23 protein-coding genes are annotated in these 23,756 nt (G+C 67.0%); 16 read left to right on the forward strand and 7 right to left on the reverse strand.

Annotation, left to right across the window (positions count from 1 at the left end):
• The first annotated feature begins 47 nt into the window (after window positions 1–47).
• Genes V5F68_RS00550 through speB (V5F68_RS00580) form a run of 7 tightly spaced genes read left to right on the forward strand, consistent with a single transcriptional unit; the run spans window position 48 to window position 5,908 of the window.
• Window positions 48–866 carry an ABC transporter permease gene (locus V5F68_RS00550; protein ID WP_394012684.1) on the forward strand — a complete coding sequence of 273 codons (819 nt, stop codon included), beginning with the start codon at window positions 48–50 and terminating at the stop codon, window positions 864–866.
• Window positions 867–876: 10 nt separating this feature from the next.
• Window positions 877–1,650, forward strand: a complete 774-nt coding sequence (locus tag V5F68_RS00555) for an ABC transporter ATP-binding protein (protein WP_394012683.1) — start codon at window positions 877–879, stop codon at window positions 1,648–1,650.
• Window positions 1,647–2,417, forward strand: a complete 771-nt coding sequence (locus V5F68_RS00560) for an SDR family NAD(P)-dependent oxidoreductase (RefSeq protein WP_394012682.1) — start codon at window positions 1,647–1,649, stop codon at window positions 2,415–2,417. The genes V5F68_RS00555 and V5F68_RS00560 overlap by 4 nt, the downstream gene beginning before the upstream one ends.
• Entirely contained in the window at window positions 2,411–3,136 is a 726-nt protein-coding gene (locus V5F68_RS00565) for an SDR family NAD(P)-dependent oxidoreductase (protein ID WP_394012681.1), read from the forward strand. The genes V5F68_RS00560 and V5F68_RS00565 overlap by 7 nt, the downstream gene beginning before the upstream one ends.
• Before the next feature lie 11 nt (window positions 3,137–3,147).
• Window positions 3,148–3,921, forward strand: a complete 774-nt coding sequence (locus V5F68_RS00570; protein ID WP_394012680.1) for a creatininase — start codon at window positions 3,148–3,150, stop codon at window positions 3,919–3,921.
• A 42-nt stretch (window positions 3,922–3,963) separates the two neighbouring features.
• Entirely contained in the window at window positions 3,964–4,941 is a 978-nt protein-coding gene (gene speB, locus V5F68_RS00575) for an agmatinase (protein WP_394012679.1), read from the forward strand.
• 10 nt (window positions 4,942–4,951) lie between these two features.
• Complete coding sequence (gene speB, locus V5F68_RS00580) at window positions 4,952–5,908, forward strand: agmatinase (RefSeq protein WP_394012678.1); 957 nt, start codon at window positions 4,952–4,954, stop codon at window positions 5,906–5,908.
• 2 nt (window positions 5,909–5,910) lie between these two features.
• On the opposite strand, the gene lhgD is transcribed toward speB (V5F68_RS00580), so the two are convergent.
• Window positions 5,911–7,110, reverse strand: coding sequence for an L-2-hydroxyglutarate dehydrogenase (gene lhgD, locus V5F68_RS00585; protein WP_394012677.1), 1,200 nt, complete (start codon window positions 7,108–7,110; stop codon window positions 5,911–5,913).
• A gap of 82 nt (window positions 7,111–7,192) precedes the next feature.
• Window positions 7,193–8,164 (reverse strand): D-2-hydroxyacid dehydrogenase family protein, encoded by a 972-nt coding sequence (locus V5F68_RS00590; RefSeq protein ID WP_394012676.1) that lies wholly within the window; start codon window positions 8,162–8,164, stop codon window positions 7,193–7,195.
• A 147-nt stretch (window positions 8,165–8,311) separates the two neighbouring features.
• Here V5F68_RS00590 and edd point away from each other — a divergent pair, with 147 nt between their 5' ends.
• Window positions 8,312–10,153 (forward strand): phosphogluconate dehydratase, encoded by a 1,842-nt coding sequence (gene edd / locus V5F68_RS00595; protein ID WP_394012675.1) that lies wholly within the window; start codon window positions 8,312–8,314, stop codon window positions 10,151–10,153.
• Between the two features lie 189 nt (window positions 10,154–10,342).
• Here edd and V5F68_RS00600 read toward each other — a convergent pair whose 3' ends face one another.
• Together V5F68_RS00600 and V5F68_RS00605 are read right to left on the reverse strand one after the other, a co-directional pair.
• Window positions 10,343–11,596, reverse strand: a complete 1,254-nt coding sequence (locus tag V5F68_RS00600; protein WP_394012674.1) for a Zn-dependent hydrolase — start codon at window positions 11,594–11,596, stop codon at window positions 10,343–10,345.
• Between the two features lie 202 nt (window positions 11,597–11,798).
• Window positions 11,799–12,458 carry a GntR family transcriptional regulator gene (locus V5F68_RS00605; protein WP_394012673.1) on the reverse strand — a complete coding sequence of 220 codons (660 nt, stop codon included), beginning with the start codon at window positions 12,456–12,458 and terminating at the stop codon, window positions 11,799–11,801.
• Between the two features lie 112 nt (window positions 12,459–12,570).
• Between V5F68_RS00605 and V5F68_RS00610 the strand changes: the two genes are divergently transcribed.
• The 8 genes from V5F68_RS00610 to V5F68_RS00645 all read left to right on the forward strand — a co-directional run bounded on the left by V5F68_RS00610 (window position 12,571) and on the right by V5F68_RS00645 (window position 21,171).
• Window positions 12,571–12,978, forward strand: coding sequence for a cobalamin B12-binding domain-containing protein (locus V5F68_RS00610; RefSeq protein WP_348847546.1), 408 nt, complete (start codon window positions 12,571–12,573; stop codon window positions 12,976–12,978).
• 14 nt (window positions 12,979–12,992) lie between these two features.
• Window positions 12,993–14,426, forward strand: coding sequence for a phenylacetate--CoA ligase family protein (locus V5F68_RS00615; RefSeq protein WP_394012672.1), 1,434 nt, complete (start codon window positions 12,993–12,995; stop codon window positions 14,424–14,426).
• The gene (meaB, locus tag V5F68_RS00620) at window positions 14,426–15,412 is read left to right on the forward strand and encodes a methylmalonyl Co-A mutase-associated GTPase MeaB (RefSeq protein WP_394012671.1); all 987 of its coding nucleotides are present in this window, start codon (window positions 14,426–14,428) and stop codon (window positions 15,410–15,412) included. The genes V5F68_RS00615 and meaB overlap by 1 nt, the downstream gene beginning before the upstream one ends.
• Window positions 15,399–17,087 (forward strand): methylmalonyl-CoA mutase family protein, encoded by a 1,689-nt coding sequence (locus V5F68_RS00625; protein ID WP_394012670.1) that lies wholly within the window; start codon window positions 15,399–15,401, stop codon window positions 17,085–17,087. The genes meaB and V5F68_RS00625 overlap by 14 nt, the downstream gene beginning before the upstream one ends.
• Window positions 17,088–17,089: 2 nt before the next feature.
• Window positions 17,090–17,380 (forward strand): hypothetical protein, encoded by a 291-nt coding sequence (locus tag V5F68_RS00630; RefSeq protein ID WP_348847542.1) that lies wholly within the window; start codon window positions 17,090–17,092, stop codon window positions 17,378–17,380.
• Window positions 17,377–18,438 (forward strand): gamma carbonic anhydrase family protein, encoded by a 1,062-nt coding sequence (locus V5F68_RS00635; protein WP_394012669.1) that lies wholly within the window; start codon window positions 17,377–17,379, stop codon window positions 18,436–18,438. Before V5F68_RS00630 ends, V5F68_RS00635 begins: the two co-directional genes overlap by 4 nt.
• Window positions 18,439–18,531: 93 nt before the next feature.
• Entirely contained in the window at window positions 18,532–19,107 is a 576-nt protein-coding gene (locus tag V5F68_RS00640; RefSeq protein ID WP_348847539.1) for a cob(I)yrinic acid a,c-diamide adenosyltransferase, read from the forward strand.
• A 318-nt stretch (window positions 19,108–19,425) separates the two neighbouring features.
• Window positions 19,426–21,171: a hypothetical protein gene (locus V5F68_RS00645; RefSeq protein WP_509274620.1), complete on the forward strand. Its 1,746-nt coding sequence runs from the start codon at window positions 19,426–19,428 to the stop codon at window positions 21,169–21,171.
• Window positions 21,172–21,254: 83 nt separating this feature from the next.
• On the opposite strand, the gene V5F68_RS00650 is transcribed toward V5F68_RS00645, so the two are convergent.
• The 3 genes from V5F68_RS00650 to V5F68_RS00660 all read right to left on the reverse strand — a co-directional run bounded on the left by V5F68_RS00650 (window position 21,255) and on the right by V5F68_RS00660 (window position 23,752).
• Complete coding sequence (locus tag V5F68_RS00650) at window positions 21,255–22,460, reverse strand: ABC transporter substrate-binding protein (protein WP_394012667.1); 1,206 nt, start codon at window positions 22,458–22,460, stop codon at window positions 21,255–21,257.
• A 209-nt stretch (window positions 22,461–22,669) separates the two neighbouring features.
• A complete protein-coding gene (locus V5F68_RS00655) occupies window positions 22,670–23,005 on the reverse strand; it encodes a GIY-YIG nuclease family protein (RefSeq protein WP_394012666.1) in 336 nt (111 codons plus the stop codon).
• Between the two features lie 93 nt (window positions 23,006–23,098).
• Entirely contained in the window at window positions 23,099–23,752 is a 654-nt protein-coding gene (locus tag V5F68_RS00660; protein ID WP_394012665.1) for an SRPBCC family protein, read from the reverse strand.
• Window positions 23,753–23,756 lie beyond the last annotated feature (4 nt).

The following is a 23,756-nucleotide window of genomic DNA, read 5'->3' on the forward strand; positions in this document are numbered from 1 at the left end:
CTGCCGCATCATCCTCACCGCCGGCGCGTGCCGGCGGTGAGTCCGGCATGCCGTCGGTCGTCGCTCGACCAGCGGGCGGGTTCGCGCTGCGGGATCTGTTCCGCCTGCGCGCGCCTTTGCCGCGCTCGGTTTCGGCGGCCATTGCCCTCGGCGCCAGCGTGCTGGTGCTGCTGGTGTGGGAAGGGGTGGCGCGGCTCGGCCTCACCAGCCCGCTGTTCTTCCCCGCGCCGAGCGCCATCCTCGCCGCGATGATGCGCATGTTCGCAGACCAGCATCTCGCCTGGAATGCCTGGGTCTCCATTCTGCGGGTGTGGAGCGCGTTCCTGCTGGCGGCCGTGATGGCCATTCCCATCGGCATCATGATGAGCGCTTATCGCGCCATCGGCGCCGCGCTCGAACCCATCATCGATTTCATCCGCTATCTGCCGGTGCCTGCGCTTGTGCCGCTCTCCATCATCTGGTTCGGCGTGGGCGAGGAGACCAAGATCTTCCTGCTCTGGCTCGGCACCTTCTTCCAGCTCGTGCTTCTGGTTTCCGACGACATGCGCCGGGTGCCGCAGGAGTATATCGAGATCGCCTATACGGTCGGCGCCAAGCCCGGGCAGGTGCTGAAGGATGTGGCCTTCCGCGCCATGCTGCCGGGGCTGGTGGATAATCTGCGCATCACGCTCGGCTGGTGCTGGACCTATCTGATCATCGCCGAGATCGTCGCGGCGGACAGCGGCCTCGGCTTCGTCATCTGGGCGGCACGCCGCTACATGAAGACGCCGGAAGTGATGGCGGGCGTCTTCCTCATCGGAATCATCGGCCTCGTCACCGACCAATTGCTGCGCGCCGTGCACCGCCGCGCCTTCCGCTATCTGTGAGGGCAAACGGATGACGGCTCACCTCACCTTCACGAACGTCACCAAGCATTTCGGCACGGTCGAGGTGGTCGCGACGCCCTTCAACCTCGCCATCGCCCGCAATGAATTCGTCGTGTTCCTGGGACCCTCGGGCTGCGGCAAGACCACTTTGATGCGCATGATCGGCGGGCTCGATACTCCGAGCGCCGGGGACATTCGCCTCGATGGCGCACCCGTGGGCGGCCCGGACTGGCGGCGCGGCATGGTGTTCCAGTCCTATTCCTCCTTTCCCTGGCTGACAGTGGCGGAAAACGTCGCCTTCGGCATGCGCTACCGCACCGATCTGTCGGAGGAGGAGAAGCTGGGCCGGCGGGATCATTATCTCGATCTGGTCGGGCTCTACGAATTCTCCGACACCTATCCCAACCGCGTCTCGGGCGGCATGCGCCAGCGCATCGCCATCGCCCGGACGCTGGCCGCCGGCTCCGACGTGCTGCTGATGGACGAGCCGTTCGGCGCGCTGGATGCCCAGCGGCGCGAGCAATTGCAGGGCGAGTTGCGGCGCATCCAGCGGCGCGATGCCAAGACTGTGGTGTTCGTGACCCACGATGTTGAGGAAGCCGCCTTCCTTGCCGACCGGGTGATCGTTTTCTCCAAGCGCCCGGCGCGCATCATGGCGGAGATCGACGTGCGCGCGCGCCTCGGCGAGGACCGCACGCTGGAGATGCGCGACGGGGCGGATTTCTTCGCCTTGCGCAATGAGATGCTGCACCTGGTGCGGGCAAGCGCGGGGGAAGAGCCATGATGGCGGGCGGATTGCTCGGCGGCCTCGCGGGGCGCGCCGTTCTGGTGACGGGGTCGAGCCGGGGCATCGGCCACGGCATCGCCCGCGCCTTCGCCGCGGCGGGGGCCGATCTGCACATGCTGGCGGAGGATGACGCCATCTTCGAGGCCGCCGAGCGGCTCGGCGCGCGCGGCCACAAGGCCGACATCACGCGCACCGCCGATCTCGAAGCCGTGGCGCAGGAGATCGCCCATCTCGACGTGCTGGTGAACAATGCCGGTCTGGAACTGGTAACGCCGCTCGACGACCCGAGCGCGGAGAACGAGCTGCGCTTCCGCCGCGTGGTGGAAATCAACGTGACGGGGACATTCCTGGCCACCCGCGCCTTCGCGCCGAAGCTCTCCCACGGCGGGCGCATCATCAACACCGCCTCCATCTGGTCGCGCACCGCCGAGCCGCTGTTCGGCGCCTATGTGGCGTCCAAGCACGCGGTGATCGGCCTGACCAAGACCTTCGCCAAGGAATTGGGTCCGCGCGGCATCAATGTGAATGCGGTGTGTCCCGGCTGGGTGCGCACGGACGCTTCGCTGCGCTCGCTGCGCGCCATGGCCGAGCGCACCGGACGGCCGGAGGACGATCTGCTGCGCGAGATCGTCGCCGTTCAGGCGCTGCCGGGCTTCATGGACCCGGACGACGTGGCGGGCACCTATCTGTTCCTCGCCTCGGATCTCGCCGCGAACATCACCGGCCAGAGCCTCGGGGTCGATCGTGGAGAAGCACCGTGGTGAACCCCTCTGATCCCTCCCCGCACCAGGGCCTGCGCATCGTCGTCACCGGCGCGGCGAGCGGCATCGGCCGCGCCTGCGCGAACCGGCTGGCGGCGGGCGGCGCCCATGTGGTCGGATTTGATATCCAGCCGGCGGAGGCGTCCGCTTGGCATCCCATTACGGTCGACCTTACCGACGAGGTGGCGGTCGTCGCGGCGATGGATGCGGCGGCGGCGCATCTGCGCGGACTCGACGTGATCGTGAACTGCGCCGGGCTGGATCTGGAAAGCCCGCTCGCCGCCTTCGATTTCGCCGCCTTCGAGAAGATGCTGGCGGTGAACGTGCGCGGCACCATCCTCATGGCGCGGGAGGCCGCGCGGCTTTTCGGGGAACATGGGCGCATCATCAATATCGCGTCCGAGCTGGGCTATCTCGGCCGGCAGGGCGCGTCCGGCTATTGCGCCACCAAGGGCGCGATCCTGGCGCTGACCCGCTCCTGGGCGCGGGAGCTCGCGCCGCGCATCCTGGTGAACGCAGTGGCGCCGGGGCCGGTGGATACGCCCTTGCTCAATTTCGCCGGCATGGATGCGGCCCAGCAGGCGCTGGAAACCAACAATCCGCTGCGCCGCATCGGCCGACCGGAGGAGGTGGCCGAGGCGGTCGCCTTCCTCGCCTCGCGCCACACGAATTTCATCACCGGCCAATGCATCAGCGTCGATGGCGGCGCGGCCATGCACTGAGGGGAAACACAATGGTCGACAGCGTCTACATGGCCGAACTGAGCTGGCCGCAATATCAGGCGAAGATCGCCGCCGGGGCGACGGTGTTTATTCCCCTGGGCACCACCGAGCAGCACGGCCCGCATCTGCCGCTGAACGTGGACGTGGTGCTGCCCACGGCCGTGTGCGCGCGGGTGGCGGCGCAGATCGGCGGCATTGTCGCGCCGGCGATCCCCTATGGCTACAAATCCCAGCCCCGCTCCGGCGGCGGCGAGGCTTTTCCCGGCACCACGAGCCTCGATGCCTACACCTTCGCTTTGGTGCTGCGCGATGTGATCCGCGCCCTCGGCGCCGATGGCGTGCGGCGCATCGTGGTGGTGAACGGCCATTATGAGAACATGTGGCCCGGCGTCGAGGGCGTGGACCTCGGCCTGCGCGAACTGCGCCGCGACGGCATCACCGGCATGCAGCTGATGCGCCTGGAATATTGGGATTTTGCCCGGCGCGAGACGCTGGAGCGCCTGTTCCCCGACGGCTTCCCTGGCATCGACCTGGAGCATGCGAGCCTGCTGGAGACCTCGCTCATGCTCCTGGTGCGCCCGGAACTGGTGGAGATGGAGAAGGTGCCGTCCGACGGACCGGCGCAATTCCCCACCTATGACATGCACCCGGTGCCGGCCGGCTTCGTGCCGGCGTCCGGCGTGCTCGCGGTGGCCCATGGCTCCACCGCCGAAAAGGGCCAGTGGCTGATGGACGACTATGTCGCCGGCATCACCGCGGCGGTGCGCAAGGAATTCAATCTCTGACAGCGCGGGCGCGGCCCGCATGAGCCAGATGGCAGGTTTTTCATGGTTGGAAAGTTCGAGCCGGCGGATTCCGGCAGCATTCCGCGTTTCGCCGGCATCGCCACCTTCATGCGGCTGCCGCAGGCCGAGCCGGCCGAGGTGGATATTGCCATTGTCGGCGTGCCGTTCGACGGCGGCGTGACCAATCGCGCCGGCACGCGCCACGGGCCGCGCGAATTGCGCAACCAGTCGAGCCTGACGCGCCGGGTACACCATGTCACCGGCGTCTCGCCGTACGACCAGGCGCGGATCGCCGATTGCGGCGACGCGCCGGTCGACCCGCTCGACCTCATGAAGACGTTGAAGCTGGTGGGCGATTTCTACGCCGGCGTGCGCACCGCCGGCGCGGTGCCGCTCTCTGCCGGCGGCGATCACCTGATGACGCTGCCCATCCTGCGCGGGCTGGTGCAGAAGGGCCCGGTGGGCGTGGTGCAGTTCGACGCCCATTCCGACACCTATGACGGCTTCTTCGGCGGCAATCCCTACAACCACGGCACGCCGTTCCGCCGCGCCATTGAGGAGGGGTTGATCGACCCCAAGCGGTTCGTGCAGATCGGCCTGCGCGGGGCGATCTCGGATGCTTCGAACTTCGACTTTGCGAAGGCATGCGGGATCCGCATGATCTTCATGGAGGAATTCATCAAGCGCGGGCCGCAGGACGTGATGGACGAGGTCCATGCCATCCTCGGCGAACAGCCGGCCTATGTGACGTTCGACATCGACAGCCTCGATCCCTCCTTCGCGCCGGGCACCGGCACGCCGGAGATCGGCGGCTTCACCACCCGCGAGGCGCAGCACATGGTGCGGGCGCTGGCGGGGCTCAACCTGATCGGCGCGGACCTCGTGGAAGTCGCCCCGCCGTTCGACCCCTCCGGCCTCACGGCCCTGACGGGCGCCAGCCTCATGTTCGAACTTCTATGCGTGCTGGCAACTGGTGTTGCCGAACGGCGCGGCGCGCCCCTCGCCCTCGATGCGGTCTAAGGAAAACCCCATGTCCCATGGATATGAAAGCGGCCGGCTCGACCTGCCCTTCGTCGGCATCTGCACCTTCGGCAAATACCCCCTGTGCCTGGACTGGGATAAGCTGGAGGCCGATGTCGCCATCCTCGGCGCGCCGTTCGATCTCGGCACCCAATGGCGCTCCGGCGCCCGCTCGGGCCCGCGGGCGATCCGGGAGGCCTCCACGCTGTTCGCCTTCGGCCATTCCGGCGCCTATGACCATGAGGACGACGTGGTCTATCTGCCCGCCGGGGCTGCGCGCATCGTGGATATGGGCGATGCCGACATGATCCACACCGACACCGCGCAGAGCCACGCCAATATCGAAGCGGGCGTGCGGGCAATCCTCAAGGCGGGCGCGCTGCCGGTGGTGCTCGGCGGGGATCATTCCATCAATATTCCCTGCGTTGCCGCCTTTTCCGACGAGGCGCCGGTGCATCTGGTGCAATTCGACGCGCATCTGGATTTCGTCGACGAGCGGCATGGCGTGCGCAACGGCCACGGCAGCCCCATGCGCCGTGCCGCCGAGCGACCCCACGTTACCGGCCTGACCCAGCTCGGCATCCGCAACGTCTCCTCCACCGCCCGCGAGGGCTATGAGGACGCCCGCCGCATGGGCAGCGACATCCTGAGCGTGCGGCAGATCCGCAAGCTCGGGACCGAGGCGGTGCTGGCGCGCATCCCGGCGGGCGCGCGCTATTATGTGAGTATCGACATCGACGGCTTCGACCCCTCCATCGCGCCGGGCACCGGCACGCCCAGCCACGGCGGCTTTGCCTATTACGAGGTGCTGGAACTGCTGGACGGCCTCGCCAAGCGGGGTACCATCGTCGGCGTCGACCTGGTGGAGGTGGCGCGCGAATATGATCCCGCCGGCGTCACCGCCATCCTCGCCGCCCAGATCCTGCTGAACCTCATCGGCCGCATCCTGCACCAGCGCGGCCGCTGAGTTCAGGCTGCCCGCGCGCCCATGAGCTTGTCGGCGATCATCTCGCCGATGGGCAAGGCGGCGGTGGCGGCGGGGGAGGGCGCGTTGCAGACATGCAGCGAGCGCGGCGTCTGCTCGAACAGGAAGTCGTGCACCAGCGTGCCGTCGGCGAGCACCGCCTGCGCGCGGATGCCGGCCTCATAGGGCTGGAGGTCCGCCATGGTCAGGTCCGGGCAATATTTGCGGCATTGCTCCAGATAGCCCGCGGGCATGAGGGAGTTCTTCAGCTCCTTGATCGCAGCGCGCGGATTGTTGGCGAGCGTGCGCCAGAAGCCGGGAAAGGTGAGTGTATCCGCAAGGTCTGCGGCATTCACCGAGAGCTTGGGATAGCCCTCGCGCGCCATGCCGAGCACCGCATTGGGGCCGACCGTCACCGAGCCGTCGATCATGCGGGTGAGGTGGATGCCGAGGAACGGCAAGGTCGGGTCCGGCACCGGATAGATCAGGTGCTTGACGATGGCATTGCGGCTCGGCGGCAGGCGATAATATTCGCCCCGGAACGGCACGATGCGGTGGCTGATTTTGAGGCCCGCGAGACGCGCGATGCGGTCCGATTGCAGGCCGGCGCAGGCGACCAGCGTCTTGGCGCGATGGGTGACGCCGCCGCTGCGGACCTCCACTTCTTCCGCCCCCTCGCGAATGGCGTCGACCTGGGCGCCGAGCAGAATGGTGCCGCCCGCCGCCTCGATCTCGCGGGCCAGCGCCGCGCACACCTGCTTGTAGTCGACTATGCCGGTAGAGGGCACGAACAGGGCGCCGATGCCGGTGATGTTGGGCTCGCGCCGCTTCAGCTCGGCGCCATCCAGGCGCTCCACTTCCACATTGTTGGCGGCTGCGCGCTGGTAGAGCGCGTCCATGCGCGCCAGTTCCTCCGCATCGGTCGCGACCAGCAGCTTGCCGCAGGTTTCAAAGGCGATGTTGTGGGCGCGGCAGAAATCCTTGGTGGCCTGCGCGCCCTTGCGGCACAGCTCGGCCTTGAAGCTGCCGGGGGCGTAATAAATGCCGGCGTGGATCACGCCGCTGTTGTGCCCGGTCTGGTGGCGGGCAAGGCCGCCTTCCTTCTCCAGCAGCAACAGGCCTGCGTCCGGCTGGCGGCGCAGGATTTCCCGCGCCGTCGAGAGGCCGACGATGCCGCCTCCGATGATGATGAAATCATAGAGCATGATGCTCTTTTCCTCCCACAAGTCCGGGCTGCGAAGCGCCCGTGTTTTCCCGGCGGTGTGTCCCACCGGCTGATGGCGTGTCTCACGGCTCAAGCACGCGGATCGGCGCGCCGCGCTGCCAGGCGGCGATGTCTTCGACGATCTGCGGGAAGGCCGTGCGATAGGTGTTTTCCGTAACATAGCCGATGTGCGGCGTCGCCAGCACATTGGGCAAAAATCGGAACGGATGATCCACCGCCAGCGGCTCGGTGTCGAACACATCGAGCGCCGCGCCGGCGATCCGCCGCTGCATCAGCGCGTCCACCAGGGCCGGCTCGGAAACGATCGGCCCGCGCGAGGTGTTGACCAGGAAGGCCGTTGTCTTCATGCGGCCCAGTTCCGCCGCGCCGACGAGATCCTGCGTGCGGGCGCCGAGCTTGAGGTGGATGGTGAGCACGTCGGCGCGGGCGAACAATTCGTCCTTCTCCACCCGTTCCACGCCGCATTCCGCCGCCCGCTCGGCGGTCAGATTCTGGCTCCAGGCGATGACCTTCATGCCGAAGGCCTGGCCGAACTTCGCCACCTCCGCGCCGATGCGGCCGAGGCCGAGCACGCCCAGGGTCTTGCCGGCGATATCCATGCCGAGGCCGACCTGCCAGCCGCCGGCGCGCACGGAGGCCGCTTCCTTGTGCAGCCCGCGCGTCACTGCCAGCACCAAGGCCCAGGTGAGGGCAGGGGTGGCGTGGGGGTCGCCGCCAACGGTCCCGCTCACCGTGATGCCGCGCGCCTGCGCCGCCGCGATATCGATGGAGGCGTTCCACATGCCGACGGTGGTGATGAGCTTGAGGTTGGGCAGCTGGGCGATCAGCGCCGCGTCGACCGGCGTGCGTTCGCGCGTGAGCACCAGCGCGTCGAACGGCGTGAGGCGGGCGGCGAGGCGGTCCGGATCGGCCACATGATCGTGGAAAAAGACAGCCTCGGCGCCGGGCTTCAGGGCATCCCAATCGGCCATGGATGCGGCCACGCTCTGGTAATCGTCGAGGATGGCGACGCGGGCGGGTGCGGAGTGTGTCATTGAAATGCTCGCTATCGGGCGCATGTGTTGGTGATGCCCTTGATCCGGCTTCGAGGTTAAAATGGCAATCTCTCACCTTGAATCGGATCGCGCCGGGACGGCTCCTGCTTCCCGCCCGTTCCCCATCCCGCCAGCCAGGAGGTCCCAATGACCGCCCAAGCCAGTCTCAATGCCCGCATCGGCGAGGTGACGCAGCGCATTGCTGAACGCAGCCGCGACAGCCGCGCGCGTTATCTGGACCGTATCGCCGCCGCCGGAGAGGCCGGCCCCCGCCGCCGGGCGCTCGGCTGTGCCAACCAGGCCCATGGATTCGCCGCCTGCCTGCCCGGCGACAAGGCGGAGCTGCGCAGTGGCGAGGGCGGAAATCTCGCGATTGTGACCGCCTATAACGACATGCTCAGCGCCCACCAACCCTACGAGCGCTTCCCCGAGCTGATCCGCGAGGCGGCCCGCGACGTGGGCGGGGTGGCGCAGGTGGCGGGCGGGGTGCCGGCCATGTGCGACGGCGTCACGCAGGGGGAAGCGGGCATGGAACTGTCCCTGTTCTCCCGCGAGGTGATCGCCCTTTCAACGGCGGTGGCGCTCTCGCACCAGACCTTCGATGCCGCCGTCTTCCTCGGCATTTGCGACAAGATCGTGCCCGGCCTGATCATCGGCGCGCTCTCGTTCGGCCATCTGCCGGCGGTGTTCATTCCGAGCGGACCCATGACCTCGGGCCTGCCGAACGACGAGAAATCCCGCATCCGCCAATTGTTCGCGGAAGGAAAGATCGGCCGCGACGCGCTGCTCGAGGCGGAGTCCAAGTCCTACCACGGCCCCGGCACCTGCACCTTCTACGGCACCGCCAACACCAACCAGATGATGATGGAGATCATGGGCGTGCATTTGCCCGGCGCCTCCTTCGTCAATCCTAACACGCCGCTGCGCGATGCGCTGACGCGGGAGGGCACCAAGCGGGCGCTCGCCAACAGCGCGCTCGGCAATCACTACACCCCGCTCGGCCGGATGCTGGACGAGAAGGCGTTCGTGAACGGCGTCGTCGGCCTGCATGCCACCGGCGGCTCCACCAACCACACGCTCCATATCGTCGCCATGGCGGCGGCGGCGGGCATCAAGCTGACCTGGGACGATTTCTCAGACCTCGCGGACGTGGTGCCGCTGCTCACCCGCGTCTATCCCAACGGCAAGGCGGACGTGAACCATTTCCACGCCGCCGGCGGCATGGGTTTCGTCATCCGCGAATTGCTCTCCGCCGGCCTGCTGCACGAGGACGTGGAGACCGTGTGGGGCACCGGGCTTTCCGGCTACACGGCCGAGCCGGGCCTGGACGAGAACGGCGCCCTGGCGTGGCGCGACGCCACGGCGGCGAGCGGCGACGAGGCGGTGCTTCGCCCGGTCACCCGCGCGTTCCAGCCCACCGGCGGGCTGAAGGTGCTGGACGGCAATCTCGGCCGCGCGGTCATCAAGACCTCGGCGGTGGCGCCGGAGCGGCATGTCATCGAGGCGCCGGCCCGCGTGTTCCATTCCCAGGAGGCGCTTCAGGCCGCGTTCAAGACCGGCAGCCTCACGGGCGATTTCGTCGCCGTGGTGCGCTTCCAGGGGCCGAAGGCCAACGGCATGCCGGAACTGCATAAGCTGCTGCCGCCACTCGGCGTGCTGCAGGATCGCGGGCAGAAGGTGGCGCTGGTGACTGACGGGCGCATGTCCGGCGCCTCGGGCAAGGTGCCCTCGGCCATCCACGTGACCCCGGAGGCGGCGGCCGGCGGGCCGATCGGCAAGATCCGCGATGGAGACCTGGTGCGGCTCGACGGCGTCGCCGGGCATCTCACCGTGCTGGTGGATGCGGACGAATGGGCCGCCCGCGCGCAGGCGGAGGGAGATCTTTCCGCCTCCCACGTCAATGTGGGCCGGGAATTGTTCGCGCCGTTCCGAAATGCGGTTGGGACGGCGGATACCGGGGCGAGCATCTTTTCGCTGACTGCGGCCTGACGAAAGCAAGGGATCGCAAAGGTTTTGTCCCCTGGATGTTTCACGTGAAACACCCAGGGCCACGGACGAACACCGGATTCCCGCGAATGAAACCTGCGATGATGCTTGATTTACGTGAATTTCGTCGCCGAATTCCATGCAGACTTCGGCGACGAACGCATTTCGCCCCACAAACCAGCGATCATCCGCCTATCCCTTCGCCTGCGCCTCCAGCTTTGCGTCGAAGGCGAGCACCGCGTTCAGCAGCACCGCAGCGCCGGCGGCGCAATCGGCCGGTGAGGTGTCTTCCGCCTCATTGTGGCTGATGCCGTCCTTGCAGGGCACGAACACCATGGTGGTCGGCGCCACGCGGGCCACATAGGCGGCGTCGTGCCCGGCGCCCGAGACGATGTCACGATGCCCATAGCCGAGCGTCTCCGCCGCCGCCCGGATGGTGGAAACCAGGGTCGCGTCGAAATGCACCGGCGGGGCGTTCAGGATGCAGTCGAGTTGCAAGGTCAGGCCCAGCGCGGAAATCGCCGCCTCGATCTGTGCGCACAGCTCGGCGTGCATGGTGTCGAGCACCCCCTGGTCGGGATGGCGCATCTCGATGGTGAGGAAGACTTCGCCGGGAATGACATTGCGCGAATTGGGCGTCACCTCCATCAGCCCCACGGTCGCCACCGCCAGCGGGGGATGGGCAAGGCCCACCGCATTGACGATCTCCACCACCTTGGCGGCGCCCAGCAGCGCATCCTTGCGGCGGGACATGGGCGTGGTGCCGGCGTGCGAGTCGACGCCGGTGATCGTCGCCTCGTACCAGCGGATGCCCTGCACCCCGGTCACGACGCCGATGGTCTTGCCCTCGGCCTCCAGGATCGGCCCCTGCTCGATGTGGAGTTCGAACATGGCCGACATGGGATGGCCGCCGAGCGGCTTGTCGCCGCGATAGCCGATGGCATCCAGCGCATCGCCGAAGCGGATGCCCTCGCGGTCGCGCTGGTCCATCACATATTGCTTCTCGAACACCCCGGCGAAGCCCCCGGACGCCAGCATGGCGGGGGCGAAGCGGGAGCCTTCCTCATTGGTCCAGTTGATGACCTCGATGGGCGCCAGCGTCTCGTAGCCACTGGCCTGGAGCGCGCGCAGCACTTCGAGCCCCGCCAGCACGCCCAGCACGCCGTCGAACTTGCCGCCGGTGGGCTGGGTATCGAGGTGGGAGCCGATGCAGATGGGCGGAAGGGAATTATCGCGGCCGGGCCGGCGGGCGAACATATTGCCCGCCTCGTCCACGGACACGGTGCAGCCGGCGGCGACGCAGGCGTCCTTGAACCAGTCACGGACCTGCCGGTCCTCCTCGGTCAGGGTGAGGCGGTTGATGCCGCCTTTTTCCGTGCCACCGAAGCGCGCGGTTTCCATGAGCGCGGCCCAGAGGCGGTCGCCGTCGATCGTCAGATTCGCCATTTTCAACTTCCGTGGGGGTCGGGACGGTTTGCGCCGGCGCATGCAATCGGCGTGCCCGGAGGGATGGTGGTTAGGATGACCGTCATGCCCGCGACACGTCCGGCCATGACGACGAAAGCCGCTTCACCCGCTCGGCGCGACAGGGTTCGCGCGGCCGCGAAGAGGGGCACATGCCTGCCTTTTAGGCGCGGCGCGCGGGCGGTCAGGTAATGTCCTTCTCGCCCATCATCACGCGGCGATAGGCGCCCACCAGATGGTTGCGCATGAGATCTGCCGCGATCTTCGCCTCGCCGCGGATCATGGCTTCCAGAATCTCCTCATGCTCGCGCCACACGCGGATGGAGAGGCCGGGGAAGGAGAGGATCTCGCCCATGGCGCGGCGCAGATGCTGCCAATTGAGGCGCATCGTATCGATCACCAGCGGATTGCCCGAGAGATCGTAGATGAAGGAGTGGAAGTCCATGTCCGCGTGGACCACGCCCTTCTGGTCGTTCGCGAGCACGAGATTGCGCCCGCGCACCACGAGATCCCGCCCCTTGCGGATGTGTTCCGGCTTGAGATTGGCGGTGGCCAGTTCCGCCGCCAGCGGCTCCACCGCCGAGCGGAATTCGTAGATCGCCTTGAGCAGTTCCGGCTGGACCGGCGCCACCGAAACCCCGCGCTTACCCGATTCGATGACGAAGCCCTGGGAGCGCAGGATCACCAGCGCATGGGTCACCGGCTGGCGCGAAACATTGAGGCGCGCGGCGATGTCCTCCTGCGTCAGGCGCTCCCCCGGCTTGAGGGTGCCGTCGCAGATGGCGTCGAGAATGACCTCGTAGGTCTGTTCGACCAGGCGTTTCGGTGCGGCCAGAGTTTCCATGAAGTCTGCATATCGCGTGCGCCCGCCGTTTTCCATCTTGACCATCTCCAGGGAACCTGCGACCGTTTGTTGAACTCGGAATTCAGAATTCAATAATGTACGAGGGATGGAAATGGCTCAACCCATTCGAGTGCTTCTCGCCAAGGTGGGACTCGACGGTCACGACCGTGGCGTGAAGGTCGTCGCGCGCACCTTGCGCGATGCGGGCATGGACGTGATCTATTCCGGCCTGCACCGCACGCCGGAAGAAGTGGTCACCGCCGCGATCCAGGAAGATGTGGACGTGCTCGGCGTCAGCCTGCTGTCGGGCGTCCAGCTCACGGTGTTCCCCAAGATTTTCAAGCTCTTGAACGAGAAGGGCGTGGACGACCTGATCGTCGTCGCCGGCGGCGTCATGCCGGACGAGGACGTGGTGGCGCTGAAGGAGATGGGCGTGAAGGAGGTCCTGCTCCAGGACACCCCGCCCAATGCCATCGTCGAGACGCTGGAACGCCTTGTCACCGAGCGCGGCGCGCGCTGAGCCCGGAGGGCCCCATGGAAGACTGGTCCTTCCCGCCGCGCTATGACGAAACCTATCTGCCGCCGTCGGATGCGCGCTATTGGTTTCCAAAGCGCGAAACCATGCATCCCGCGGACCGCGACGCGGCGATCCTCGCCCGCCTGCAGCAGCTTTGCGCCTATGCCTATGAGACCGCGCCGTTCTACCGGCGCAAATGGGATGCCGCCGGCTTCCATCCCTCGCATCTGAAGTCGCTCGAGGATTTCGAGGACAAGGTGCCGGTCGTCACCAAGGCCGACCTGCGCGCCAGCCAGGCGGCGCACCCGCCCTTCGGCGATTATCTGTGCGTGCCGGACGCCGAGGTGTTCCACGTGCACGGCACCTCCGGCACCACCGGGCGGCCCACCGCCTTCGCCATCGGCCGCAACGACTGGCGCGCCATCGCCAATGCCCATGCCCGCATCATGTGGGCCATGGGCCTGCGCCCCGGCGACATGGTGTGCGTCGCCGCCATCTTCAGCCTGTACATGGGCTCATGGGGCGCGCTGGCCGGCGCGGAGCGGCTCGGCGCCAAGGCGTTTCCGTTCGGCGCCGGCGCGCCGGGCATGAGCGTGCGCTGTGCCCAATGGCTCGCCGCCATGAAGCCGGCCGGCTTCTACGGCACCCCCACCTATGCCCTGCATCTGGCGGAAACCGCCATCAAGGAAGGGCTCAATCCGCGCGACTTCGGGCTGCGCGTAATGTTCTTCTCCGGCGAGCCCGGCGCGTCCATTCCCGGCGTGCGCGACCGCATCGAGGATCTCTACGGCGCCAAGGTGTTCGACAGCGGCTCCATGGCCGAGATGACGCCCTGGATGCATGTGGGCGGCTCCGCTGAGACCCCCGGCATGCTGTGCTGGCAGGATGTGGTCTACACCCAGGTATGCGACCCGCGCACCTTCCGCCGCGTGCCTTATGGCGAGCGGGGGACGCCGGTCTACACTCATCTCGAGCGCACCTCCCAGCCCATGATCCGCCTCGCCTCGGGGGATCTGACGCTGTGGACCGACGAGCCCGGCCCCTGCGGGCGCACCTATCCGCGCCTGCCGCTCGGCATCTTCGGGCGCATCGACGACATGTTCACCATCCGCGGCGAGAACGTCTATCCGAGCGAGATCGATTCCGTGCTTAACCAGACCGCCGGCTATGGCGGCGAGCACCAGATCGTCATCACCCGCGAAGCTGCCATGGACGAATTGGTGCTGCGGGTGGAGGCGGACGCCGTGACCCTCGGCCTCGGCCGCGACCATGTGGAGAAATTCCGCAGCGACATCGCCAAATCCATGCAGAAGCTGCTGGGCCTGCGCGCGGTGGTGGAGATCGTGGAAGGCGGCACCTTGCCGCGCACGGACTTCAAGGCCCGCCGCGTGGTGGATGATCGCGCCGTGTTCCGCGACATGCATGCCCAGCTCAAAGCGGGGGGTGCCTGATGGGCCGCTACGTTCCCTCGCTGGAGCTGATCCCCCGCGTGGAAGCCGGCGAGATGGGCGCCATCGGCCGCCTCATCTCGCGCGCGGAATCCGGCACGCCGGAAGCGCGCGAGGCGCTCGCCACCGTCTATCGCCGGGCCGGCAAGGCCCATGTGATCGGCATCACCGGCGTGCCTGGCTCGGGCAAGTCCACCCTGGTCGCCCATTTCGCCAAGCAGCTGCGCGAGCAGGGGCTGAAGGTGGGCATCGTCGCGGTGGACCCTTCCAGCCCGTTCTCCGGCGGCTCGATCCTCGGCGACCGGGTGCGCATGACCGAGCTTGCCACCGATCCCGGCATCTATATCCGCTCCATGGCGACCCGCGGCGCCATGGGCGGCATGGCCCGCGCGGCTTTGGACGCGGTGGACATCCTCGATGTCGGCGGCTTCGACACGGTGATTATCGAGACCGTGGGCGTGGGGCAGGACGAGGTGGAGATCGCCCGCGCCTCCCACACCACGGTGGTGGTCTCCGCCCCCGGCCTCGGCGATGAGATCCAGGCCATCAAGGCGGGGATCTTGGAGATCGCGGATATCCACGTCGTCTCCAAATGCGACCGCTCAGACGCGAACCGCACGCTGACCGACCTTAAGAGCATGCTCACCCTCGGCGCCCTCACCTCCGAACGGGGGGAATGGGCGGTGCCGGTGGTGGGCGTGTCCGCCATCAGCGGGGAGGGGTTCGAGCAATTGCTCGCCAAGATCAACGCCCATCGCCGCGTCGCCTTCGAAACCGAGACGGGAGCCGCCCGGCTCACCCGCATCGCCCGCTTCCGCCTGGTGAAGACGGCAGAAAATCTCCTCATCGAGCGCTTCACCCATGCGGCGGAGCGCCTGGCCCCGAAGCTCTCCGCGCGCCTCCAGCGCCGCGAGAGCGATCCCTACACCCTTGCCAACGAGATGCTGCTCTCGTCCGCCCAGAAGGAACTCGCAGATGAGCATGCTTGAGACCCGCACCCTCGCCAAGCTCAGCGATGACGTGCGCGACTGGGAAGAAAACGAAGTCGCCGCCTTCCTGAAGAAGCAGGCCGAGCGCAAGGAGCAATTCTTCACCCTCGGCGATTTCCCGGTGAAGCGCACCTATACCGCCGCCGACCTGGCCGAGACGCCGCCTGAGGACATCGGCCTGCCGGGCCGCTATCCCTTCACGCGCGGCCCCTATCCCACCATGTACCGTTCGCGCAACTGGACCATGCGCCAGATCGCCGGCTTCGGCACCGGCGAGGATACCAACAAGCGGTTCAAATACCTGATCGCCCAGGGGCAGACCGGCATCTCGACCGACTTCGATATGCCGACCCTCATGGGTTACGACAGCGACCATCCCATGAGCGAGGGCGAGGTGGGGCGCGAGGGCGTCGCCATCGACACGCTGGAGGACATGGAAGCCCTGTTCGAGGGCATCGACCTGGAGAAGATCTCGGTCTCCATGACGATCAATCCCTCCGCCTGGATCCTGCTCGCCATGTACATCGTGCTGGCGGAAAAGCGCGGCTACGATCTCAACAAGCTTTCGGGAACCATCCAGGCGGATATCCTGAAAGAATACATGGCGCAGAAGGAATATATCTATCCCATCGCGCCGTCGGTCCGCATCGTGCGCGATTGCATCACGCATTGCGCCAAGACCATGAAGCGCTACAACCCGATCAACATCTCGGGCTACCATATCTCGGAAGCCGGCTCCTCGCCGGTGGACGAAGTGGCCTTCACCCTCGCCAACCTCATCGTCTATGTGGAAGAGGTGACGAAGACCGGCATGCATGTGGACGAGTTCGCCCCGCGCCTCGCCTTCTTCTTCGTCTGCCAGGCCGATTTCTTCGAGGAAGTGGCGAAGTTCCGCGCCGTGCGGCGCTGCTACGCCAAGATCATGAAGGAGCGGTTCGGCGCCAAGAACCCCGAGAGCATGCGCCTGCGCTTCCATTGCCAGACCGCCGCGGCCTCGCTCACCAAGCCGCAATATATGGTCAACGTGGTGCGCACCGCGCTGCAGGCGCTCTCGGCGGTGCTCGGCGGCTGCCAGTCGCTGCACACCAACGGCTTCGACGAGGCGTTCGCCATCCCCACCGAGGAAGCCATGCGCATGGCGCTGCGCACCCAACAGGTGATCGCGGAGGAGAGCAACGTCACCCAGGTGATCGACCCGCTCGGCGGCTCCTATTACGTGGAGGCGCTGACCACCGAATATGAAAAGCGCATCATGGACATCATCGCCGAGGTGGACGAGCGCGGCGGCACCATCAAGCTGATCCAGGAAGGCTGGTTCCAGAAGCGCGTCGCCGATTTCGCCTATGAGACCGCCTTGCGCAAGCAATCGGGCGAGAAGCCGGTGATCGGCGTCAACACCCTGGTGGAGAAGGAAGAGGTCCACGATATCGAGACCCATCCCTACGACCACACCACGGCCGAGCGGCAGGTCTCGCGCACCCAGCGCATCCGCCGCGAGCGCGACAATGTGAAGGTCAACACCTTGCTGGAGCGCTTGGTGGAAGTGGCCAAGGACGACACGCAGAACATCATGCCGATCACCATCGACCTGGTGCGCGAAGGCGCCACCATGGGCGATATCGTGGAGAAGCTGAAAACCGTGTGGGGCGTGTATCGCGAAACCCCGGTCTTCTGACCATGCGGCTGAAGCGGGACGACGTGAAGACCGCGCGCCAGCGGGCGCGCGGCGGGGATGCGGCGGCCGCCCGCCTGCTTCTGGCGCATAGTGTCGCGTGCGGCCATGAGCGGCTGGCCTTGCGTCGCTATTTTTTCGCGCGGATGCTGGGGGCCGGCGATCTCACCGAGTTCGAACCCTTCTGCGGGCAAGTGGCCGCACGGCTGGCGCAGGACGAACTCAAGGCCATGGCCCATGATGCCGTGGCTTTGGCGGATCGCCTGCAGAATCGCCAGCTCGGGAGTGCCGCATGAACGATGTCCTGTCCCCACCGCCCTTCATCCTTCCCTATCACGGCATTCGGCCGGTGATGCCGGACCTGCGGCACGCGGGCGAACGCTCCGCCGTCATCGGCCGGGTGACGCTCGGCCCGCGCGCTTCCATCGGCGCGCTCGCGCTGCTGCGGGCGGACGGGCATGTGGTGGAGATCGGCGCCGATTTCTTCATCGGCGATCGCGGCACGGTGCATATCGCCCATGAATTGTATCCCGCCATCGTCGGCGACCGCGTCACCGTGGGCCGCAACGGCGTGGTGCACGCCTGCACGGTGGGCGACGATTGCGTGATCGAGGAGGATGCCGTCATCCTCGACGGCTCGGTGGTGGAAAGCGGCGTGATCGTGGAGGCCGGCTCGGTGGCCTTCCCGCGCTCCAAGCTGGAGGCGGGCATGGTCTATGCCGGCATTCCCGCAAAGCCCGTGCGGCCCGTGGAGCCGGGCGAGATCGCGCGGCGCGCGGCCCGCCTGCGGGCGGTGCCGGATGAGGTCCTGGCGCCCGCCCGGGCCCCGGCGCGGCTCGATATCGACCCCACCACGTTCATCGCCGCCACTTCCACCGTGGCGGGAACGTTCCGCGCGGGCGCGCGCTCCAGCGTGCTGTTCTCGTGTGAGCTGGATGCCGGTGACAGCGAGATCGTGCTCGGCGCCAATTCCAACATCCAGGACAACACCATCATCCGCTGCGTGAACGGGCCGTTCGTCATGGCCGCCGATGCCGTCATCGGCCACAATGTGATGCTGGAGAACTGCACCATCGGCACCGGGGTTCTGGTGGGCATGGGCAGCCATGTGGCGGCGGGCACGGTGTTCGAGCCGGACGTGCTGCTGGCCGCGGGCGCGCGCACCGAGCCGGGGCAGGTTCTGGAAAGCGGCTGGCTTTGGGGCGGCACGCCCGCCCGCAAGATCTCGCCCATGGACGACCGGAAGCGCGCCATGATCCCGTGGATCATCGGCACCTATTGCGAGTACACGGCCGACTTCCTCGCCAGCCAGACCGCGATGCGCGCGGCCCTGGCGGTGAAGCAGGACGCCTGACGGGCGAAGTCCTGACCACAGGACGCCCCGACCCAGCACGGCGGACCGCCCGGCACAGGGCGGCCGTCTTGGCGCAAGCCGAGGGAGGACCGAATGAGCAGCCTTGCGAACTGGACCACCTCCGCCGGCGATGGCGGCATCACCCGCCTCGCCACCGGCGCGCGCGTGGAGAAGGACAGCCCGACCGTCGAGCTGATCGGCGCGGTGGAGGAGCTCGCCGGCTGGCTCGCCGTGCTGGCCGAGGGCGGCGCTTCCGGCGATGCCGGGCAGGCGCTCGCGATCGCGCAGAACGATGTGCACGAACTGCTCCAGCAGGTGGCGGCACCCGGCGCGCCGCAATTGTCGGCCGCCTATGTGCGCCGGCTCGACGGCCTCATCGGGCGCCTGGAAGCGGACCTCCCGGTGGTGGCCGCGACGCTGCTGCCCGGCGGCTCCCTGCCGGCGGCCCACGCCGCCGTTGCCCGCGCGGTCTGCCGGCGGGCCGAGCGGCGGCTGGTTTCGCAGGCCGAGATCGATCCGCCCGCGCCGGGCAGTGCCGGCATCGCCTATCTCAACCGGCTTGGCGATCTTCTCGCTTTGCTTGCCCGCGCGGCCAATCGCGACGCCGCACGCCCCGAACCGCGCTTTGACCGCTCCCTGAGCCTTGCGGCCGGCACCGCGCTGGACTGAAGCGCCTCCCGCGCCTCTTCTCCCGGCGCGTCCGTCGTGAACCCATATGGGCGAACAAAGCGCGATCGCCTGCGCCGCAGCGATTCGCGCCCGATCCGTTCCCCGCATGTTCGCGCATGGAACGCCGTCGTCCCACAACGGGACGGGCGCCCCCGGCATAATCCGCACAAATGAGAAATAGAGAGGGCGCGCGGCCCGGCGAGGCGTTGCATCACCTCGGCCGCCGGAATAAGTCTGGCTTGTGCGGCGCGATCGAGACCTACAAAGCGGGACGGGACTCACGCAATATTACGACTGAGCGACATTATCGGGGGATAAATGCCGTCCAAAGACATGACATTATTATCCGGCGCGAGCGGGGTCCCGGTTGATCGTGTTTTTCCCTATTTTCTAACGCTGGTCGCGCTCATCTGTGCGCCAATGGTGGTGCTAACCACCTTGCGGGCCATGTACGATGCTTATCTCCCGCTTCCCTTCATGGACCAATGGGCGGTTATTTCCCTCGATGATTGTATCGAGCATCTCTTCAGCCAGCATAATGAGCATCGCATCGTCGTTTTCAGGCTTATTTCCATTCTCGATTACCTCCTTTCGAATGGAATCTACGTCGTCAATTATAGCGTAAGCATCGCGATGCAATTGGCCCAGGCGGCCGCGTTTACGGCCATCGTCTATTGGGCCGGGGTGCGCGGAGCCGTCAATGTCGTCCTGGCGGGCGCGATCGCGCTTGGATATATGTTCTGGGCCGGGCAGTGGGAAAATTTCCTCTATAGTTTTCAAACGCAGTTTTTCGCGGTTTTTCTTGCGGGAACACTCGCGTTCGCGTCCATCGCCGCCGTGCGGGGATGGGCGGGGGTCGGCGCCGCCTCGCTGTGCGCGGCCCTGGCCGTGGGGTCCATGTCCAATGGCGTTCTCGCCTGCGTCCTCCTTCTGCCGCTGGCCGTCTGGCTGGGCCGGCCCCGGCGCGAGATCGCCGTGCTGGCGGGCGTGGCGGCGGCGCTGATCGGGCTCTATCTCTTCGGCTATCGCTCGCCCGATCCCGATCTGACGCCCCTGGCGGCGCTGCTCAAGCCGCTGAAATCGCTGCGCTACACGCTCGCCTATCTGGGCCAGCCGCTGGAAGAGCTTCTGCGGGTGCAGATCGCCGCCGTCCAGGGCCATCGCCACCTGATCGCCATCGTGATGGGCGGCATCGGCGTCGGCCTGGGCGTTGGCGCGGGCGCCGTGCTGCTCGCCCGCCCGTCCTATGCGACCCCCGCGCGGCTGGTGCTGCTCCATATCATCCTGTTCATCGCCGCCTCTGCCGCCTTGACCTCGCTCGGGCGTCTGACGTTCGGCGTGGGCCAGGCGCTCGCCAGCCGCTACCTGACGCCGAGCCTGATCTTCTGGCTCGCGCTGACGTTCCTGTGGTGGAGCCTGCTTCCCGAGCGGTTCCGGCTCGCCGCGCCGGCTTCGGCGGTCTGCGCGCTTGTGCTCATGGCCGGCTACGCCCGCTATGTGGACGATGTGGTCCAGGCCATGCGCGTCACGCGCAACGGCGCCGCGACGGCCCTGCTCTCGAACGTGCGGGACGATGTGGAATTCGGCAAGATCTTCCTCGATCCGAACGTGGTCGCCGCGCGAGCGGATATCCTGCGCCGGCAACGTCTCGCGCTGTTCGCCACCCCGTGGGCAGGCTGGATGGGAACGCCGCTCGCGGCGCACGCCACGATCGCGCCCGCCTCGTCCTGCCTCGGTGCGTTCGAGGCCGCGCAGGCGGTGCCGGATCATTCGTCGGAGGCGGCTTTCCGGGTGAGGGGCTGGGCCTGGGATCCGGCGCGCGCCGCGGCGCCCGAGAAAATCGTCCTGGTCGATGCCGCCGGAACCATCGTGGGCTATGGCCTCACCGATGGCCCAAGGCCCGATATTCCGGCGGCAATTCCTGTGGTGACGCGCCAGGAAGTGGGCTGGCGCGGGCATGTGAAGCTCAAGGAGCCGACCCAGGTGAGCGCCTTCATCCTGCAGGAGGGCGAGCGCTCCGCTTGTCCGCTCGGCGGCGCGCGGCGTCTCGGCGGCTCGGTCTAGGCCCGGCGCCTCGGGCTTTGAATTCAATAAGCCCCCTCCCGAGACGGGAAGGGGCTCTCTCGCAGGGGTTTCTTGCGCGGCGCTCAGCTCTTCACGAGCGGGCAATTGCCTTCGTTGAGGGGACGGAAGGCCTCGGCGGCGGGGATGGTGGCGAGGGTCTTGTAGATGTCCCACTCGCCCTTGGATTCAGCCGGGGTCTTCACCTCGAACAGATACATATTGTGGATGTGGCGGCCGTCGGCGCGGACCTCGCCCTTGCCGAACAGCGGATCGTCGGTGGGGATCGCCTTCATCTGCGCCACCACCTTGCCGGACTCCTTGGATTTCGCAGCCTCGACCGCCTTCAGATAATGGGTGACGGCGGAATAGACGCCGGCATGCACCATGGTCGGCATGGCGCCGCCCATGCGCTCGCCGAAGCGCTTGGAAAAGGCGCGGGTGCCGTCGTTCTGGTCCCAATAGAAGGCTTCGGTCAGCACCAGGCCCTGCGCCACCTTGAGGCCGAGCGAATGCACGTCGGTAAGGAAGATCAGGAGGCCGGCGAGCTTCTGGCCGCCCTGGGTGATGCCGAATTCGGAAGCCTGCTTGATGGTGTTGGTGGTGTCCGCCGCCGCATTGGCGAGGCCGATGACCTTGGCCTTGGAGCTTTGCGCCTGGAGCAGGAAGGAGCTGAAATCCGACCCGCCCATGGGCGCGCGGGCGCTGCCGAGCACCTTGCCACCGGATTCCGTCACCACCTTCGAGGTGTCGCGCTCCAGCGCGTGCCCGAAGGCATAGTCCGCGGTGATGAAGAACCAAGTGTCGCCGCCGCGTTTCACCATGGCGCTGCCGGTGCCGTGGGCGAGCGACCAGGTGTCGAACGTCCAGTGAATGGTATTGGGCGCGCATTTCGGCCCGGTGAGGTCGGACGTGCCGCCGCCCGAGACGATGAGCACCTTGTTCTTCTCGCGCGAAACCTCGTTGACCGCGAGCGCGACGGCCGAATTCGGCACGTCGACGATCATGTCCACGCCTTCCTCGTCATACCATTTGCGCGCAATGGCGGAGCCTACGTCGGCCTTGTTCTGGTGGTCGGCTGAGACGATCTCCACCTTGAGACCCGGGTGGGTCTTCTGGAAATCCTCCACCGCCATCTGGGCGCCGACGACCGAGCCCTGACCGGCGAAATCGGCATAGATTCCGGTGCGGTCGTTGAGCACGCCGATCTTGAGAGGAGGCAGGGTCTGGCTCAAGGCTGGGCCGGCCACGGCGGCACATAGGGCTGCGATCACGAGGCGTGATGCGATCATAAGGTTTCTCCCGGCAATGTTTTTCATTTCGGCTTTGGCGAGCCTTAACTGAATTCGGAATTCAGTGTTCAGATCGTGGCTGAAATGGCGGGGGAGTCAACCTTTGAACCGCCGATCAGGGCACTTTTGCCGGCCGCGCGGGACGAAAACGCGTGAAGTGCCACATGCCTCTGCGGCATTGCGGGCAGCGCGCGGACCAAATTTGGAATTCACAGGAGATCGGCGCGAAGCTGCGCGCGCCAATGGTGGAGTCGCTCCTTCAGCAGCGCGTCGCGCACATACGCGCTTTCTTCGACGTCGAGCCGCTCGATCTGCGCAAAGGTGAAGGCTTCGGCGCCGTGGGTGTTCCAGGCGGCTTGGAGCGCGCGGCTGGGATGGCCGCCCTGGCGCAGGCTGAACCAGATGCGATTCTGTATCGTGGAGAGATCCGGCGCCCGGCCGAGCCAGTATTGGCCCGTCGGCTGGCAGCGCACGGCATAGATGCCGGCCGCGACCTTGCGCTCCTTGTAAGCGGCGACAGCCGCCTTCCGTGCCTCGCTCTTCATGCCATGCTCCTCCATCGACGCGTGCGCCGTTGGAGGAGATTATATCCGGGTGATATTATTTGACAATAACACCCGGATAATTTTAAGAGCGCGTCACCCCTTGCCGTGGCAGATGGGGAAGGCGAAGTCTCCGGCCGCATGGGCGTGCGTGCCGTTCAGGCAGCAGGGCGGCACGAGCAAAAACCCTGCCACCAGCGCCCCCGCCGTCGCCTTTCCGAACAGGCCGCCGAGCCAGCCTTTCGCAGCCTTCTCGCCACCCTCCGCGGGCGCATCCGCCTCCGGTTCCGGCCCGGGTTCTGCGGCTGCCGGCGGGGCGACGGTCGCCCCGAAATTGGTGAAGAATTCGCCGGCCAGCTTCTTTGCCGTCGCATCGATCAGCCGCGCGCCGAGCTGGGCGAGCTTGCCGCCCACATCCGCGCTCACCTCGTAATGCAGCAGCGTGGCGTCGTCCTGCGGCTCCAGGCGCACCTTGGCCGAGCCCTTGGCATAGCCGGCGAGCCCGCCAGAGCCTTCGCCGGTGATGGTGTAGCCCTGTTCGGGCACGATGTCCGACAAGGTGACGGCGCCCTTGAACGAGGCCTTCACCGGCCCCACGCGCAGCACCACCACTGCCTCCATCTGCGTGTCGGAGGTCTTGGCGATGCTCTCGCAGCCGGGGATGCATTGCTTCAGCACCTCGGGGTCGTTCAGCGCCGCCCAGACGGCCGCCGGGCTGGCTTCGATGCGCTGTGAGCCGCTCATGTCCATGGCG

This window comes from Roseixanthobacter pseudopolyaromaticivorans, from assembly GCF_043195145.2.
Taxonomy (GTDB): domain Bacteria; phylum Pseudomonadota; class Alphaproteobacteria; order Rhizobiales; family Xanthobacteraceae; genus NCEH01.